This window comes from Arsenophonus nasoniae DSM 15247 (genome assembly GCF_000429565.1).
Classification (GTDB): Bacteria; Pseudomonadota; Gammaproteobacteria; order Enterobacterales; family Enterobacteriaceae; genus Arsenophonus; species Arsenophonus nasoniae.
The window spans coordinates 1-18,028 of sequence record NZ_AUCC01000062.1; the positions used below are offsets into that span (position 1 = coordinate 1).

Here is an 18,028-nt window from a genome sequence, read left to right on the forward strand (position 1 = left end):
TTCAGATCAAGGTTGCCAATATTCATCGGAGGAGTTTAGGGCGCACCTCTTTGAACGGAAAATAACTCAAAGCATGAGTCGGCGAGGTAATTGCCTCGATAATGCCGTGATGGAAAGATTTTTTAGGAGTTTAAAGACAGAAAGACTTAACCGTTTATCGTTTATGAATCATCAATCTGTTGTCTGTGAAGTTGAAAATTATATTCAGTTTTACAATTATTATCGACGCCATTCAACGATTGGTTATTTAACGCCACATCAAAAATATCATGAACTAAAAAATGCCGCTTAGATCTTCTACAGAATTTGTTGACCATTACACCCAGATAGATCCAGTTTGTCCCAGGTAGATCCACATTTATCGCACGTTTCCCTTTTAAATATCTCACGTCCTATCATACGTCATCGAAAAATTGTAGTGGTACGTGGTCACATATTATTGACAGAATTTGACCACGAACCTGATATTGAGTTGATTGAAGTTGAAAATATGGATAAGGCCATTGAAATGGTATTAGCGGGCGCGGCAGATGCGGCGTTAGATAATTTTGTGAGTGCAAACTATCTTCAGTCAAGTCGTTATGGTGATTCTATTTTAATCAACTCCCTCAATAGAGATTTATTACATGCCCGCTATGCAGTAGTTGCTGATTATGCACCCTTAGTTAATATTTTGAATAAAGCGATTGATGCGTTATCGCCAAAAGATCTGCGTTATTTACATCAGAAATGGTTATCACCGGTCACTTTTTTCACCTCTTATAGTGTATTACGTCTCTCTTCTTGGATAATTCTTTGGGGTAGTTTGTTATCCATGATCTCAATTACTTCAATATTTTGGGGTAGTTGGTTAACACGTCAGATCAGAAAGCGTAAAGCGGCAAAAAACGCGTTACAGAACTCATTAGCTTATTGGGAAACGTTGTTCAATACGATCCCTGCTCCAATGTTTGTCTGTGATCCTATCATGAATATTACGGCTGCCAATCCATGGTTTTTACATGAGATGGGGGATTTGCCACGTCAAAGGATCATTGGTCATTCGCTATTTTCACAAGGTTTTTTTCGACCCGATGACGAAGTAGAAATATTTACTCAATTTCTTAGTTGCTTATCCGGTGCGCCCGCCTATTTTTCTGATTGTTCAATTTCTATTCAAGGGCAAATGCGAGAAGTCTATTTATGGTTAGAGCATTACCGTGATGCAGAAGGCATTGTGCAGGGTATAATTGGTGGTTGGTTTGATATTACTGAGCGAAAATTATTGGCGCGAGAATTACGAACAGAACGTGATAAGGCGAAACGAGCGAGTAATGAAAAATCAGCTTTTTTAGCGCATATTAGCCATGAGATCCGCACGGCATTATATGTCATTATTGGTATATTGGAATTAGAGGTCAGACAATTACCGGAAAATGTACCTTTACATACCGCCAGTCGAGCTGCAAACTCTTTACTGGGTGTGATCGGTGATGTTTTGGATTTCACGCGTATTGAATCTGGCACGGTGACATTGAATTTACAGCCGGTTGCATTGTATGCCTTGTTGGAACAGTGTGCCGAACCTTTTTGTGCCATTGCTCAGGATAAAGGATTAGGTTTCACGCTTGAATTAACGATTCCCAAGCAAAATTATTATCTACTTGATGCCACCCGTATTACTCAAGTGATCAATAATTTGCTCAGTAATGCAGTTAAATTCACTGATGAAGGTTTCATTGCGTTAAGGGCAGGGCTACAACGCGTAGCGAACAGTGAAACCGAAATGCTCTCCTTATATGTGCAAGATACCGGTTGTGGTATCCCAGAACATATGTATAGTGAAATTTTACAGCCTTATGTCCAAGTGGAAGCGGATTCAAGGGGAACAGGTTTAGGATTACCAATATCAATCCAATTAATGGCGCTGATGGATGGAACGCTTACGTTACAAGCGGCTCCGGGTGGTGGCACGTTGGCACATATGGATTTACCGTTAAAACAGAGTGAGCTACAAGAAGAAGAAGCTTCTCCTACCCGAATTATCCAACCAGAATCACTCAATATCTTATTAGTTGATGATCTACCAGCCAATCTGCAAGTGCTATCTCTACAATTGGCTGCTTCTAAACACTGGGTAACCCTTGCTGAAGGTGCAGAGCAAGCATTAACGCTGATGGAAGAAAATTATTTTGATATGGTATTAACGGATTGTCAGATGCCAGGGATGAATGGTTATGAATTAACAAGGGTATTAAGAACATCATCAGCGCAACGTAATTTGCCGCCCCAAGTTATTTTGGGGTGTACCGCTAATGCATTTAGTTCAGAATTATCACTGTGCCTGGCTGCTGGTATGGATGGTGTACTGGTTAAACCATTAACACAAGATCACTTATTATCGGAAATTGCTCGATATTATCAGCTAGTTAATTCACAAAATGAACTCAGTTTTGATGGTATTAGTGCCTTAGCTAGTGGTGATAAACAGAAAGAATATCAATTATTACAAGCAATTTTGGAAGGAATAGAACAGGATCTGGCGACACTGCATAATTTAAGATCGACGGCGATAGATGAGGAAGCACTTTCACTACATGTGCATCGGATGAAAGGCGTATTTGCTTTATTATGCTATCAGCCTGCTTTACGCGTTTGCTGGCGGATTGAAAAAGGAGGATTTTGTGCTGATAGCCAAACCTTAGAAACGCTATTTTACTATACTGACACTTTTCGGGTGGCGGTTAATGGGCGTTTAAATGAGCATAATGATCTAGCCAAAACCAATACAATAGCATTATCAGAAAATAGTATGATATAGCGGAATAATAGCAGGAATTTGTTGATCACAGAGGGTGTATTAATCTATTTCATAATATTATAGTGTATATAACGATTAAATTGATAAGAAAGGGGGAATATTAACTTTCCCCCTGGCTATTATGTCTGTTAATCTCAATTAATTCGCATTTTTGTCTAGGCTGTAGCATAGAGACTGGCGAGTTATTTAATCTGCTACAGGGTTTCCTTTGCATGGCTTATTATTTTCGATGTGATATTTCATCTAGCATCGAGTTGGAATATAAACCAATTTAAAAATCGCCAATAAGTTTTTGGATTAACCTACCAGGTTTATATCCTTACTTATTTAGACGTTCACTAGCAATAGCGATAATTAAGAGATAATTCCCCATATTTTCAATTTTTGGCACCATAATCGATGTTCAGGTGAAAGCAATTTTAAAGGATCAAATGGATAAGGCTTTGGTGTTGCTTGCAGAAATAATTGTCGCACCATTGCGTGTAACCAAGCGGCCGCCGCAACATCTTCGAAGCCTTTTATTTTTTGCAAACGTAAAACTAAATTATGCAATTTTCCAAGTTTTACTTCATAACTCAATATCTCTTTTTGTTGCTGCTCATACCACTCAGGAAAAATGAATTTAGTTAATCGAGTAAATATATTTTTAGGTGGACGGCTTGCTTCTATAAGAGCATCTTTAATAATGGCAGTTGCATTTTTATTAGTTAATAATGGTAATGTTCTCTCTAATGGTGTCGGTAATAGTTCCAGATTATGAATAATTATTCCTTGTAATTTTCTATTATAGCTATGTAATTTTTTTAAATAGCTTTTTAGTTCATTAATATTTTGCTTTTCTATTATCGCTTCTAATTTAATATTTTCTACTTTTTTTATCTCTACTACCTTTTGTAAATGTATTTGATGATACATATTAGCCAGCTCTTCTGATAATGCAGCTAAGTTGGTCAAGTGTTGAAAATTTGCATACTGTAGCGTGATTTCAGCTTTCAGTTTTGCTGTTTCTGCGACTGGGTTATTATTTGAAACGTTTATTTGACTAGTTAATGTGTCATTGATAATAAATGTTTCAGTTTGTTCAGATAATTTTAATTTATTTTTCTTAAAAACAGATTGTTCTAATTGTGAAAATCCCTTAAATGCATTATTTGTATCAATCGTGATTACGTTAATGTTATGAATATATTTATTACATTTTTTATAAACATTAATTTTCCCTTTGTATTTTAATGACTTTTCTTTAGTTGCTTTAACTGCATTAAGCCTGGAGTCATTGATTGATAAGGGATTATTTGGTGTTGAAAGAATAAATGACATTATAATTTCCCTAGGTATAATTTATTTTTCTTAATAAACAACTTTGCTCCATGATATAGCAAAGTGAAGTTAGCAGTTGAATTTATACAGTTATATCCAGTAAACTACTGAGATTTTATAAAATTTTATTTCAAAGATAAAACAGAGAAATAGAGAAAAATTTTGTCGAAAGAGGTTAATTAATTGTTTGCATTAAATATTGATATTCTTTACTTCATTTTTATAATGATAAAGCCGTTTTAGGAAAATAACCCTATTTTTATATAACTAGTCTACGTTATAGAATAGTGCTTTGCTCAAGAAAACTAAATGCTTGTTTTTAAAGAATAGCAAAGCAATAAAAATTGACTACAAGCTTATAAAAAATTATTTTAAAATAAGTTGCAAATTATTTTTTATGGAAAATGAATTTTATATTTATGTTAAAAATATATTTAAAATATGTTTTTTATTATTTTATAAAATATATTTGGACTTTGTTGGTGATAACCAGTATGTTGTTTAACAAATTTATGAAAAATATATATCATTTTAAATAAATTACAGTAAATAATTATCATTTATTGAGACAAAGAGTTTTCAAAATTTTTATAAAACAGTTATTTTTTCTTTAACTGTTCTCAGGTATTTACCGGATATTTTCGCTTCATCGTACCATGGATACTCTATTTCTATAGAGTCAGTGGAGGTATTATGTCGTTATTTAATAATCCGATGCAATTAATTGTAGTGCTTTTTTGTTTATCCATAATGCCTTTGTTTGCAGTAATGGGAACTTCGTTTTTAAAAATTTCGATTGTTTTATCAATGTTACGCAATGCGTTAGGCATACAGCAAATTCCGCCTAATATGGCTATTTATGGTTTGGCATTAATATTAACTTTATTTACTATGGCACCCGTTGGTTTTGCAATTCGTGATAATATTAAAGCCCAGCCGATTGATTGGAATTCGGTTAATTCAATGGAACAAATTGATTCCTCCGTTATTACGCCATATAGAGATTTTTTGAAAAAAAATACCAGCGAAGAACAAATTAAATTTTTTACCCAAATAGGCTATAAAATTTGGCCTAAACAATATCAAACTTCATTATCTCCTAACTCTTTATTAGTCATGGTTCCTGCATTTACCATGAGTCAACTCATAGCCGCATTTAAAATTGGTTTTTTAATTTATCTCCCGTTTGTTGCGATCGATCTTATCGTTTCTAATGTTTTATTAGCAATGGGGATGATGATGGTCTCCCCAATGACAATCGCGCTTCCCTTTAAATTATTAATTTTTATTTTAATGGGTGGCTGGGACAAACTTATCGGTCAATTGATGGTGTCTTTTTCATGAATGAGTCCACCATAATTCATTTTACTTCGGAGTTGTTATGGATTGTGCTGCTGCTTTCATTACCAATTGTCATAGTAGCATCCATCACTGGGTTATTGGTGAGTATATTGCAAGCCCTCACACAAATCCAAGACCAGACATTGCAGTTTCTAATTAAATTAGTCGCTGTATGTATTACCTTGGCGGTAAGTTATCACTGGATGGGAAGTGCACTACTTAACTACGCTATTTTATCTTTTGATCAAATAGGTAAATAAGAGGATTAGATGAATAGCCTAATGCAAATGGTGCCTTGGTTGGCATTAAGCATGATGCGGCCCCTTGGAATGTTACTATTATTGCCGCTGTTTAAAGGGGGAGCAATGGGAAGTAGTTTGATTCGTAACAGCTTGGTATTAGTGTTTGCTTTGCCCATTGCGCCGATAATTAAAACCATGCCAATCGATTTCACTCATCAAACTGTAATAGAGTTAGTGTTTCTATACAGTGAAGAGTTACTTATTGGATTAGTGCTTGGTTTTTGCGCCGCCATTCCCTTTTGGGCTATTGATATGGCGGGATTTATTATCGATACCTTGCGCGGTGCCTCGATGTCAACCATCTTAAATCCTTTAATGGGATTACAATCTTCAATTTTTGGCATGTTATTTACCCAAATATTGAGTGTTCTATTTTTAGTTTCTGGTGGTTTCAATGCGTTACTTACTGCGCTTTATCATTCCTACAATGTGTTACCGCCAAATGCACCATTATCATTTAATGCTTCACTGTTGCTATTCATACAGCAACAGTGGCATATGATGTTAGAACTCTGTATGAGTTTTGCTATGCCTGCCATGGTGGTGATGATTTTAGTTGATGTTGCATTAGGATTGATTAATCGTTCGGTAGAGCAGCTTAATGTGTTTTTCCTCTCTATGCCAATTAAAAGCGTATTAGTTGTGTTTCTTCTTCTGGTTAGTATGTATTTTGCATTTAATCACTATTTTATAAAAATCCAACTATTTGAAAAACACGTTTCAACTTTATTCCAACTTTGGCGGGGATGATATTAATGGCTGAAAAAACGGAAAAGCCTACACAAAAGCGGATGAATGAGGCGCGTAAAAAAGGACAAGTCATTAAAAGTAATGAGATAGTGACAGTATTAAAAATGGCTGTCATTCTCGGTTATTTAATTGTTGAAGGGCATGCTTTATTTAATGCAATAGGTGAATTAATTATTTTAACTGTACGCTCACTCTCTTTACCGATCGATGTCGCGGCTAAAACAATTATTGGTTCCTTTATAATGTTGTTGTTACGTTTTATGGTTGGCTTGGTGGTGGTATTAATTGTCACAATCTGCTTAAGTTGTATTGTTCAAACTGGGCCAATTTGGGCGCATAAAAGTTTGGCATTTAGTTTTAATAAAATGAATATTATCAAAAATGCTAAACAAATTTTTTCAATGAAAAATCTATTTGAGTTTGGAAAAAATATTTTAAAGGTTATTGTACTCACTTTGGTTTTTTATTATTTATTAGATTATTATGTTAACCTATTTCAATATTTGCCAACTTGTGGTATTGACTGTGGTGTAATGGTAACTTTTACACTAATTCAATGGTTATGGGGAGGATTCTTAGTTTGTTATATTGTGTTTGCCATAGCAGATTACGGTTTTCAATATTATCATGTAATGAAAGAGTTAAAAATGTCGAAGGAGGATACAAAACGAGAGTTTAAAGATACAGAAGGTAATCCTCAAATTAAGCAAAAGCGTCGTGAAATACAACGAGAGATAACGAGTAATTCAGTGGTTGCCAATGTAAGAAAATCAACAGTGATTATTCGTAATCCAACCCATATTGTTGTTTGTCTTTACTACCAACCTGGCATTACTCCATTACCTCAAGTTGTTGAAAAATTTCAAGATAATATGGCTTTGCATATTGTGAAACTTGCTGAAAAAGCAGGTATCCCAATGGTTGAGAATATCCTACTAGCGCGTGCGCTGTTTCAACAAGTCGAGACGGGACAAATGATCCCAGAAAGCTTGTTTGAACCGGTTGCTGAGTTATTGCGCTTAGTAATGGATCTTCGTTACGATAGTGATGATTGATTAATTATTTATAAAAATTTGAAACTTATCACTCTTTTAGTTGTAGGAATGATAAGCATTATAATGAATAATAAGTTGCATTGTTTTTACTTATTAAAGTAGTTTCCTCCATCGCTTGAGGTTATGAATTTAGAGTATCAAGTGTGACAGAAACCAAGATGGGGAAGTTAAATGATTACTGGGGATTTGAAACGAATCAAGATCGTTGTGGTGGATGATCATGACTTGATCTTTGATGGCTTAAAAAGCTGTCTTGCCCCCTACTCCGATCTGGAATTAGTTGGATTTGTTACTGATGGTCTTGGTGTGTATGATGCCTGTCTAAAATTACAGCCAGACTTAGTGATAATGGATCTTAGCTTACCTGGCATGAGTGGTGTTGAAGCTATTCGTCAATTAAGAAAACGTTGGCCAAAATTGATGGTAATTGTATTGACAGCTTCAGAAGAAGAGCGAAAAGCTCGCGATGCCCTTGATGCAGGCGCTAATGGTTATGTATTAAAACATGGCTCTAAAAGTACACTGATAGCGGCAATTAAAAGTGTCGGTAGAGGTAAGTTTTTCATCGATCCTAATTTGGATGCAGCAAAAATTGTTGCCTTAAAAGGGGTTGAGAATGGGGATATTCCGGTATTAACCCATCGAGAAAAACAGGTACTTAAACTTATTTTCGAGGGCAAGCGTAATCGTGATATTGCTGAAGCATTAGTGATCGGCTTGAAAACAGTCGAAACTCATCGAATGAATATTATGAGGAAACTCGATGCGCATAATGTAGCAGATTTGATGAAATGGGCGCACAGAATGGGATTCTAACAGCTTGGCCCTATTACGGGCCATGATGGATCAGAGATTGATTGTATTCTGGTGCGATTAATAACACCTCAAGTTCATCATTAGAAAACTGGCCTTGTGATTCGAGACGTTTTTCTAATTCTGCTGCGATTTTTGCTATGTTGTCAAAACCGGTAAGGGCTGCGCTCCCTTTTATGTTATGTAAAATGTTTCGTAGATCTTCCCAATTACAGGTTTGTAAGCAATCTTGAGTACGTTTAATCATATCAGAAAAGTGCTGAGCTAGCCGATGGTTAAACTCGTCTTCAGAAAATTTCATAATAGGCTCTGCATTATCGCAGTTAACCTCAGGTTGCATATCGCGATCGATCTGAATTTCGGCTGCCATCTCAATGCATTGGGCTAATTGCTCGAGTGACACAGGTTTAGTCAAATAGCCGTTCATTAATGATATTGTTTTTTCATGCTCACTTGGATTAGCGTTTGCGGTCAGTGCGACGATTGGGCATTCAGTATCTAGAATGACATTACTTTTACGCCATAATCGAGTTGTTTGATAACCATCAATGTCAGGTATTCGTATATCCATTAATACTAAATCGAAAATATGCTTTTTACCCAGTTTAAGCGCCGCTCTACCACTGTCGGCAGTATAAACCATTTGACCAAGTTCAATTAGCATTTGGCTAATAATGTCGCGGTTAGTTGCAACATCATCGACTAATAGTATTTTCAGTTTCCAAGGTATAATCGTTTTGAATAACATTGATGAAGAGGGCAGTGAAATACCGTGTTGGATCTCATACAACTGCTTCCATAATCGCCATGGCAAGTAGGTTAGCTCTTCATTTTCCAGTAATGGATTTTTTCCTTCCTTAGCTTGGCCACCCCACAAAGCAATTTGTGCATGTAGTTTATGCGGCGCAACGATAGGTTCTGGCTGTAAACTCATCGGTGAACTTGGTTCGAGTAAAGGCATACGAAATATGAACGTACAACCATAGCCATAATTACTCTTTAGGGTAATATTTCCACCCATTATAATGGCAATTTTCTCAGAAATAGAAAGACCTAGCCCCGTTCCCACTTTATAGTGTGATGATTGGACAAAAGGTTGGAATATACATACCTGATCCTCTTCTTTTATCCCCGGGCCAGTATCTTTTATATAAAAACAGAGCTGATTTTTTTCTACTTTAATCGTGAGTATGATATGCCCTTGTTCAGTAAATTTTGCTGCATTACCCAAAAGATTGACCAAAATCTGTTGCACTCTTAGTGAATCTAAATTTGAAGATTCTGGTACGTCATTATTGACTATGCAGTGTAATTTAACCGGTTTATCTATTAAATGGGGCTGAATGGTCACCATGGCATCATCAACGATTTTTAGGATCGGGTAACGACGAAGATTTAATTCCACTTGATCGGCTTCAATACGAGAAAAATCTAAGATATTGTTAATAATACTGAGCAACGATTTAGCACAGGTATAGGCGGTATTACGTAAATTAGCTTGTTTTTCGGAAAGCGGCGTAGTTTGCAATAATTCTAACGATCCGGTGATGCCGTTAAGTGGTGTACGTAGTTCATGGCTGATAGTGGTAAGGTGTTCACTTTTACGTGCTGTAGCCCGCTCGGCCAATTGTTTAGCTTCAGTTAGTTCAATGGTACGCATTGCCACTTTGTTTTCTAATTCATCATAACTATGTTTGATAGTATCAAGTAACGCGTTATAAGCGCGGGCAATATCACCAAGTTCATCTTTACGTGATTCAGGTAAACGGCGACTAAAGGTCGGTTGCACATCTTGTTTAATAATATTAACAAAGTGACGAATCGGCTTTGCCAGGTATTGCCATAAAATCCACAACATCACAATGGTCATAATAGCAAATGACAATAATGACCATTTCAATTCATGGACAAAAGGGGTATAGGCAATTTGCTTAATACATGCCTTAGGGATTAATGTGATTTGCTGCCAATTTGGGCCATCGATTTGTTCTGATATAGCATAATAATGGCCAATATCAATGCCATACAGTGATCCTAACAAATGAGTATAAGTTGGCATTAGCATTTTGATATCGGACATCTCCTTTTGAGAGATATTTAACTCGTTGTTGAAAGATAGAACGCCTTTGGGCGTAAGGAAAAAGTTGATATCACTGGCATGGTAAATATTAGAGACATCTAACATATCATTGATATCAATTACAAAACCGACTTGTTGATGATTAGATTTTTGTGATGGCGGCGTGTAACTCATCAGTACATAACTACGTTTGCTAACGGCGTCGTAAAATGGCTCACTCCAACGAAAACCATCTGTTGTTGGTTGCTTGGCTAATGCGGTAATTTCAGTTATTCGTTTGGTTAAATTATTGCGTTCAATCGTGGATAGCGCATAAATAGCGATACTCTTACCAGGTTCAATAATAAATGTATCAATATATCTTTGTTGACCTGAGGTGCCAAAAGTTTGTAGCGCCCATAGATTAGTCATATTTGTTTCCATGGGATGAGAGCCAATATTAATTTGGCGGGCAACCAATTCATGTTGATCTGGAAAATGTAGGCATTCAAACTGGGATTCACTAATGCGATGTTCTAATTGTTGAATGTCAGTAATTGCCTGTTTAAATAAATTACGATTCAAATGAGCCCGTATTTCACTTGTTTGGTGATAGGTCATAAGAATATGTTGTATGGCACCACTATAGATATTGTTATAAGAATTTACTTCGATAAGTATCCATAAACTAATTAGTACCGAAATAAAGGCAAAGGTGAGTTTAGTCACTAAGGACGAACACCAATGTGTATTCATAATTACTCTCTTATCCTAAAACGTATGCACAAAGACATACATACAATTTGTTAACAATAACGCAAATTGCGGTTAAGAATCTACTCAAATTTCTCTATTTATTTTTAATATGTTTAGCTAACGATGAGATTAAGGTATTTACCTGATACGACAAAGATATTGTATTACTCATACTTGTTAACAGATAAAAAAGGTGACATGACGATGATAGAGAGATTTACCGCAACTGGATTGTTTGAAGTTGTTGAAAAAACAGAAAGCAATTGGAACGCAATTTGTGCGGGCAGAAATGCACATTGGTTATCATCTTCTTTCGGTGCCACGGTTGGCGTTCAGATAATACCACCCAACAGTAAAATATGGTACCAACAAGCAAGCTTAGTGCTTGTTAGCTGTCCAGAAGGACGGAATATGGGGCTAAATTATCGAGGTTCTTATTGGGTACTCTGGCAAGCCTATGGCAAAGATATTGATGATAACCTACTTATTCAATCTATTTGTGCTCACCTGGCATTGGCTAAATTTTTGGAAGAAGGTTTGTGTCAACCTGTGACATCACCATCATTGCGCTATCGGAGTATAAAAAGATGAAAAAGAAACTCTGTTGCTTATTTTTATTAACCACCACGGTTGCGCAGGCGGCATCAATTTCTTCCATACACTGGCCGGACAGCGACCCCTTCGTTTATGTCAGCCGTGGGACACCGCTTGCATCGGTAATAAGAGATATTGGTAATTCCTATGGTATTCCTATGGCTATTAGTCCACAAATACAGGATACCTTCAGTGGTCGTATTGAGAACAAAACACCGAAAGAAATCCTGGCATTCTTAGCGCAACAGTATGGCTTAGTTTGGTATTACGATGGTGATGTATTGCATGCTTATAAAGCACAGGAAATGAATAACCAAGTCGTTTCTCTTAGTGCTTTATCAAATGAACGTGCGCTGAATTATATGGGAAAAGCCGGTTTTTTAGATAAAAATAGTTGTGAAGTTAAAGCGATTAATGGATTGAATGCGTTACAAGTTTATGGCGTCCCAGACTGTATCAATAAAGTCACTCGATTTATTAATCAGATTGATCAAGAAGCGAAACAAAATATTCAAACACAGCGTTTAATACGCATTTTCCCGCTTAAATATGCTTCAGCGACGGACACCGTTTATCAATATCGTAAACAAAATGTCACCGTACCGGGTATTGTCAGTGTCCTGAAACAGATGAATCAAACGAATGCCAATGGCGTAAATGCACAACAAGATACAACGTCATTTGCCGCCGATCCAAGGCAGAATGCGGTAGTAGTTAGCAGTAATAAGCACGATATGGGGCTGTATAGCACGTTGATTAAACAGCTTGATATCGCACCAACCATGATTGAAGTATCTGTATCGATTATTGATGTCGATGCGTCAGATTTTAATCAGTTAGGTATTGACTGGTCGGCCAGTGCCAAAATTGGAGGCGGAACGATCTCTTTTAACCAAGGTACATCAGGCAGTGATAATTTTTCAACAGTGATTGGCAATACCGGCAATTTTATGGTGCGTTTGAATGCATTAGAGAAAGTCTCTAAGGCGAAAATACTTTCTCGCCCATCGGTGGTAACACTGAATAATGTACAAGCTGTATTAGATAAAAATATCACTTTTTATACTAAATTACAGGGCGATAAGGTAGCAAAACTAGAATCGGTAACCGCCGGCTCATTACTTCGTGTAACCCCGAGACTGATTGATAGTAATGGTCGCAAAAAAGTGATGTTATCACTTAATATCGAAGATGGTCAGCAAACGAAGGCGATTAATGATAGTGAGCCATTACCACAAGTCCAGAATTCGGAGATAGCTACACAAGCAACTCTGAATACGGGTGAAAGTTTATTACTCGGTGGGTTTGTACAAGATAAAGACCAAACGGTGCAAAATAAAATTCCATTATTAGGGGATTTGCCACTGATTGGCGGTTTGTTCCGCAGTGAAGATCGTAGTAAGCAGAGTGTGATACGTCTGTTTTTAATTAAAGCAGAGCCTATCAATCAAGGAGGCTAATCATGGCAAGCGATTATAAATTGCTATGGTTAAATGGTCCGATGCAAGGGCGAGAATTATTTTTGCCTGAAGGTGATCTGACCATGGGTATCGAGGGTGACATTATTGCACCATTAACCGGGCATTCCTCTTTATCACTGACGGTACAGCCACAAGGTATTACGCTTAATCAGCCCATGACAGTATTAGTTGAAGGCGGGGAGCAGACTGGCCCCATGACAATTCCACTAAATCAAGTCATTGTGCTAGCCGGTATCGGTTTTATGGTTGGGCGAGCTGATGAATCATTACAATGGCGCCCATTACCAGAAGCTAAACTTGCCGACAAAACCAAATGGAGTTTATTACTGTGGAGCGGATTTTCACTCTTTATCTTGCTAGCAAGTTTATTTGTACTGTTATTACCCCCATCAACATCTACCCTGTTTGATCCACATATTTGGTTAAAACAGCAGTTATTGGCACCTGAATTAGGACAGATTCAATCACAGTGGGATAGTAATGGTGGTCTAACGTTGAGTGGTTATTGTAAAAATTTTATTGCTTTGACACAACTAGAAAATGAATTGAAATTACGTGGTATTCGTTTTCGTGACAAAACCATCTGTATTGATCAGCTGGTAGCAAATGTGCAGTCAATTCTAGTCGCTAATGGTTATTTGCAAGCGAGAGTGACAACCGGTAAAGCAGCAGGCGATATTCTTATTTCAGGCGCGATCCAGTCGGGTAAGCAATGGGATAATGTTACCCAACAACTTGGACAATTAAATGGCTTACGTCATTGGCAGGTAATCAATGCGGTTGGTGGTTTTAGTCAGCAATTAATCAATACATTACGCAGTGAAGGGTTATTAAGTGGGTTGATGGTTGAATCTCGCCAAGACAGCATCATTATCACTGGCTTGAGCGACCAGAACAAAGAACAGAAAATACAGCAGCTAGTTGATTCACTTGCTGCTTCAACCGGGCAGCATAGGGATGTAAGAATTGAAAATATTCCTGTGCGCGAAAATTTAAGTGATTATCTTCCGGCCCAGGTTGTTAGTTATGGTGGTAATAGCAAAGCACCGTTTGTTGAGTTAAGTAATGGTATACGACTTAAATATAATAGTCAGTTGGACAATGGTTATGTTGTAAGTTATATCGATTTTACTGGATTAGATTTAAATCGAGATGGTAATTCTGTTCATATTCCATTTTCTTTTTAGGAGGTCATATGACATGTATCACAAAATTGGAAGAGAATTTAAAGCAACAACCAGAATATCAGGCCATTTATTTACAGCAATTAAATAATTGCCAAAAAAGCCTAGCAAAAAATGATGCGAAATATGTGATGGTATTATTGGAGGCTGTAGAAGCAGCAAAACAGGTTATTAATATTTTAGCGCAACGATATAAAAAGCAAAATTAAATAAATATTTATTTTTTACGTTTTACTATTTTATTTTTCTATTTTTTATAAATTTATTTTCATTATTAAAATTTTTTAACCAGAGGAAATAATTATGTTTAATGATATTCAAGCATTAATATCAGATTTGGATTCTCGTCGTTCATTATTATTTGAGCAAATGAAAGAGTTTGAATCTTTGCAAGAAGAAATAAAGCAATTGACCGCAGAATCTGGCCATAGTGCAACCGCACAAAATAAGTTAAAGAAATTAGAACAAGCGTTTCCTGAAGGGATTGATAAATGCCAAAAGGATATTCTTGCTAAAATTAATTCCCTTGAAGAGAATTTCAAAGTTATAGAGAAAACATTTAAATCAATTAATCATGAACCTGATGATGGAAATAGTTCATTGTTAGGATCAGATACTGCAGTAAATACAAAAAAGAAAACTTTTAAATCTTATATTTAGTTATGAGGGCTAAATTATGACTAATCCAATCTTAAACGCACCAGGTAATTATTCTGTCAATGCCGGATCTCTTAATGGGGTTAAAGATAGCTCTGCAATATATGGTGATTCAGTTTTATCCGGCGGTATTGCGATACTCTATATATTTATGAGTTTGTTATCTGATATTGCCAGCCAAAAATATGCTCAAATGCAGCAAAAATCGGATATATCACGTAGTGCCCAGGATATGTTGATGAAATCATCGCTGAGGTCTCTAAAAAAGGTGACAAAGCGACCGGCGAACTGCCCGATGATGTTGTCAAATATATGCGTGATAATGGTATTACTGTTGATGGCATGACAATCGATCAGTATTTGGCAAAAAACGGCAAAGATCTTGATCAAGGGAAATTGCAAGCGGTTAAAGCAGCGCTGGAAACCGTATCAAACCGCGCTTCCGATTTTGTTTCTCAATCGCAACTGCAATTGCAAAAAGTGATGCAAAGCTACAATGTGACGGTTAGTTTAATTAATAGTATGCAAACCATGTTGGCGGAAATGAATAAATCGATTGCGCAAAATATCCGTTAATAGGCAGATCTAACCGTTAATAAATAACGTTAAACAAATTAAATAGTTGGAGGTCGCTATGATCCATTTAACCAGCGGCATTAAAACGGCTTTGTCTCTTAATAAAGGGCAAGTGAATAATAATAATCCCAATAATGGCGATTATGTTATATCCGGCGGAATCGCAGTTCTCTATTTATTTATGAATTTACTTTCTGACATGGCGCAATTGAAATATAACCAGATGCAAATCAAGTCAGAAATGGCGCGTGATGCGCAAGATATGGCTAATCGAGTAGATGAAATCATCGCCAAAATTGCTAAAGAGGGCGATAAAGCGCTGGAAAAATTGCCGCCTGATGTTATCGACTATATGAGAAATCATGGTGTCACCGTTGATGGTATGACGATTGATGATTTCCTGCAACAAAATGATCCTACAGCCGCTTTATTAGCCAAATTACGGGAAAAAATCGCTGAATCAGGTGCCGATGGCATGCAATCAGCCAGTTGGCAAGATGTAGTTCGTTATATGGATGAACATGGTATTAAGGTTGATGGACAACGTTGTAGTGATTATATCTGGGGATTACCGGAAGTCGGTTCTCGATCCTATCAAAAGATCAGCCGGGAACACATGCAACATATTGCTGATGTATTGGCGGCGGCCGGTGGTTTAGATCAAGGGAAGCTAGGAGCGGTTAAAGCGGCGCTGGAAACAGTATCAAACCGCGCTTCCGATTTTGTCTCTCAATCTCAACTGCAATTGCAAAAAGTGATGCAAGGCTACAACGTGACGGTCAGTTTAATCAATAGTATGCAAACCATGTTAGCAGAAATGAATAAATCGATTGCTCAAAACATTCGGTAGGGGGAAGCAATGGATAATAAAGATTTTGCCACTTTACTTGACTTTGTACAGCAAGGTGGGGCGTTGAGTGGTTTGGCAAATGTTGATCAAAAGGATCTTGATTTACTTTACCGCTACGCGATGCAACTGATGACTTATGGCGACTATCACGGTGCCAAGCGAATTTTTTTCTTACTCATGCGACTCAATCAAAGTAATTTTGAATATGTTTATGCTTTGGCAACTTGCTGCCAACAACTGAATGAACATGAAGAGGCTATTTTTTGTTTTGGCCGTGCGGGCATGAATCGTTTGCAAGATCCACGTAGTCCCTACTTTGCGGGTATTAGTTATCTGGCGCTTGGCAATCGACAATATGCAGAAAAGTCTTTTCGTGCTGCGCTAAGGATATGCCGTTGCTTACCGGCTGAGCAATGGTCAGAAGTCCGAGAAAATGCCCAGCAAAAGTTAGCTTATTTAATGGGAGCAATGTGCCATGAATAATATCAGTGTTACTTCACCCATGAATAGAGCGGATATACAAAATCCTAATGTTTATGATAGCAATCCGGTTGAAAAAGCCAGTTTACCTGCGTGGTCTATGCCAACCTATGTTTCGTTGAATGTGGATCGTGATGAAAAAAACGGCGTGGTTAGCCAGCAACAAGCACAACAGGCTTTTGCTCGCATATTGAGTGCCTTTCAAGCTGATGACGGTACTACCTTAAATCAATTAGAAAAGGTATCCATTAACGATATGATTTTACTGGCTGCCAACCTGAGTTTGAAGACATTTGGTGATACGGCGAATGCGGCAGCTAAAGCAAGCCAATTGATGACGGATACCCAAGCATTTTTACGTGATCAACGGGTAAAAGAGTTTCAAGAGCAGCTGGCCAAACAAATTGAGCAATCGGAAAAAGCGCAAAGAGGCGGTATTTTTGCTGCTATTTTTGATTGGATTGTTGGCGCAGTAGAGGCTGTTTATGGAGCCCTCAAGCTAATTGAAGGGGCGCAGTTGGTGATGTGGTTGGTGGTTCATTAGAAATTGCCAGTGGTGCCTCTTATTTAACTGCTGGCATTGCAGGAATGGTCAAAGCTGCAGCTGAAACGGCGATATTGTTAGGTGCCGATAAGGACAAATGCCAGGAAGTCGCGGATATTGCCGGTAAAGTTCATGGTTAGGAATCTCAATCAATACAGTAAGGCATTAATGGAGGTGTTTTGAACTCAATATTTCTATTAAATTCTGACAGTTTTCTCGTTGATTAACCATGAGAACAGTAATTCGGTTAAATTATCATCTAAAAACCTAATAATAGGCACACTACTCCTAGGCTGCGGTTTGTAACCATCGTTTTTTGACCATTTTATCCCGCCTTTCTGACAGTAAAGTGACGGCGTGTATTCCTTTTTCCGCACTCATAAACCGCAATCGGTTTCCACATAAAATACATTGGTACGGGTCAGTATTTAAAAAACCTTTGATAAGGGCTCCAAACCCAGGTTTT

18 protein-coding genes and 2 pseudogenes are annotated in these 18,028 nt (G+C 37.1%); 17 read left to right on the top strand and 3 right to left on the bottom strand.

The features are described from left to right. Together G468_RS22995 and G468_RS20775 are read left to right on the top strand one after the other, a co-directional pair. Positions 1-292: integrase core domain-containing protein (locus G468_RS22995; RefSeq protein ID WP_034249878.1), on the top strand; the 292-nt coding region annotated here is incomplete at its 5' end. A gap of 45 nt (positions 293-337) precedes the next feature. Continuing rightward, positions 338-2,800 carry a response regulator gene (locus G468_RS20775; RefSeq protein ID WP_051297071.1) on the top strand — a complete coding sequence of 821 codons (2,463 nt, stop codon included), beginning with the start codon at positions 338-340 and terminating at the stop codon, positions 2,798-2,800. Between the two features lie 354 nt (positions 2,801-3,154). Here the strand turns inward: G468_RS20775 and G468_RS0112110 are convergent, their stop codons facing one another. Beyond that, positions 3,155-4,120, bottom strand: a complete 966-nt coding sequence (locus G468_RS0112110) for a hypothetical protein (protein ID WP_026823353.1) — start codon at positions 4,118-4,120, stop codon at positions 3,155-3,157. A 693-nt stretch (positions 4,121-4,813) separates the two neighbouring features. Between G468_RS0112110 and sctR the strand changes: the two genes are divergently transcribed. The 5 genes from sctR to G468_RS0112135 all read left to right on the top strand — a co-directional run bounded on the left by sctR (position 4,814) and on the right by G468_RS0112135 (position 8,384). Continuing rightward, entirely contained in the window at positions 4,814-5,464 is a 651-nt protein-coding gene (gene sctR, locus G468_RS0112115; RefSeq protein WP_026823354.1) for a type III secretion system export apparatus subunit SctR, read from the top strand. After that, positions 5,461-5,721: an EscS/YscS/HrcS family type III secretion system export apparatus protein gene (locus G468_RS0112120; protein ID WP_026823355.1), complete on the top strand. Its 261-nt coding sequence runs from the start codon at positions 5,461-5,463 to the stop codon at positions 5,719-5,721. Before sctR ends, G468_RS0112120 begins: the two co-directional genes overlap by 4 nt. Before the next feature lie 9 nt (positions 5,722-5,730). Further along, entirely contained in the window at positions 5,731-6,513 is a 783-nt protein-coding gene (gene sctT, locus G468_RS0112125; RefSeq protein ID WP_026823356.1) for a type III secretion system export apparatus subunit SctT, read from the top strand. Between the two features lie 5 nt (positions 6,514-6,518). Beyond that, complete coding sequence (locus G468_RS0112130; RefSeq protein WP_026823357.1) at positions 6,519-7,568, top strand: EscU/YscU/HrcU family type III secretion system export apparatus switch protein; 1,050 nt, start codon at positions 6,519-6,521, stop codon at positions 7,566-7,568. A gap of 171 nt (positions 7,569-7,739) precedes the next feature. Continuing rightward, complete coding sequence (locus G468_RS0112135) at positions 7,740-8,384, top strand: two component system response regulator (protein ID WP_026823358.1); 645 nt, start codon at positions 7,740-7,742, stop codon at positions 8,382-8,384. Between the two features lie 13 nt (positions 8,385-8,397). On the opposite strand, the gene G468_RS0112140 is transcribed toward G468_RS0112135, so the two are convergent. Beyond that, positions 8,398-11,196 carry a two component system sensor kinase gene (locus G468_RS0112140; protein ID WP_026823359.1) on the bottom strand — a complete coding sequence of 933 codons (2,799 nt, stop codon included), beginning with the start codon at positions 11,194-11,196 and terminating at the stop codon, positions 8,398-8,400. Positions 11,197-11,400: 204 nt separating this feature from the next. On the opposite strand from G468_RS0112140, the gene G468_RS0112145 reads away from it, so the two are divergent. The 10 genes and pseudogenes from G468_RS0112145 to G468_RS24470 all read left to right on the top strand — a co-directional run bounded on the left by G468_RS0112145 (position 11,401) and on the right by G468_RS24470 (position 17,702). Then, positions 11,401-11,787, top strand: a complete 387-nt coding sequence (locus tag G468_RS0112145; RefSeq protein WP_026823360.1) for a hypothetical protein — start codon at positions 11,401-11,403, stop codon at positions 11,785-11,787. After that, complete coding sequence (locus tag G468_RS0112150) at positions 11,784-13,250, top strand: EscC/YscC/HrcC family type III secretion system outer membrane ring protein (RefSeq protein WP_026823361.1); 1,467 nt, start codon at positions 11,784-11,786, stop codon at positions 13,248-13,250. The genes G468_RS0112145 and G468_RS0112150 overlap by 4 nt, the downstream gene beginning before the upstream one ends. A 2-nt stretch (positions 13,251-13,252) precedes the next feature. Then, positions 13,253-14,458, top strand: coding sequence for a type III secretion system inner membrane ring subunit SctD (gene sctD / locus G468_RS0112155; RefSeq protein WP_026823362.1), 1,206 nt, complete (start codon positions 13,253-13,255; stop codon positions 14,456-14,458). Between the two features lie 8 nt (positions 14,459-14,466). Then, positions 14,467-14,664 (top strand): hypothetical protein, encoded by a 198-nt coding sequence (locus G468_RS0112160; protein WP_026823363.1) that lies wholly within the window; start codon positions 14,467-14,469, stop codon positions 14,662-14,664. Between the two features lie 94 nt (positions 14,665-14,758). Next, positions 14,759-15,115: a hypothetical protein gene (locus G468_RS20780; protein WP_034249880.1), complete on the top strand. Its 357-nt coding sequence runs from the start codon at positions 14,759-14,761 to the stop codon at positions 15,113-15,115. Positions 15,116-15,131: 16 nt separating this feature from the next. Next, positions 15,132-15,688, top strand: a pseudogene (gene sseB / locus G468_RS20785) (type III secretion system translocon protein SseB). Between the two features lie 58 nt (positions 15,689-15,746). Further along, the gene (locus G468_RS0112175) at positions 15,747-16,538 is read left to right on the top strand and encodes a secretion protein EspA (RefSeq protein WP_026823364.1); all 792 of its coding nucleotides are present in this window, start codon (positions 15,747-15,749) and stop codon (positions 16,536-16,538) included. A gap of 9 nt (positions 16,539-16,547) precedes the next feature. After that, entirely contained in the window at positions 16,548-17,021 is a 474-nt protein-coding gene (locus G468_RS0112180; protein ID WP_026823365.1) for a SycD/LcrH family type III secretion system chaperone, read from the top strand. Continuing rightward, positions 17,014-17,562, top strand: a complete 549-nt coding sequence (sctE, locus tag G468_RS20790; protein WP_210409091.1) for a type III secretion system translocon subunit SseC family protein — start codon at positions 17,014-17,016, stop codon at positions 17,560-17,562. The genes G468_RS0112180 and sctE overlap by 8 nt, the downstream gene beginning before the upstream one ends. Further along, complete coding sequence (locus tag G468_RS24470) at positions 17,544-17,702, top strand: hypothetical protein (RefSeq protein ID WP_210409090.1); 159 nt, start codon at positions 17,544-17,546, stop codon at positions 17,700-17,702. Before sctE ends, G468_RS24470 begins: the two co-directional genes overlap by 19 nt. 148 nt (positions 17,703-17,850) lie before the next feature. Here the strand turns inward: G468_RS24470 and G468_RS25395 are convergent. Further along, a pseudogene (locus G468_RS25395) lies at positions 17,851-18,028 on the bottom strand (IS91 family transposase); the annotation flags it as partial.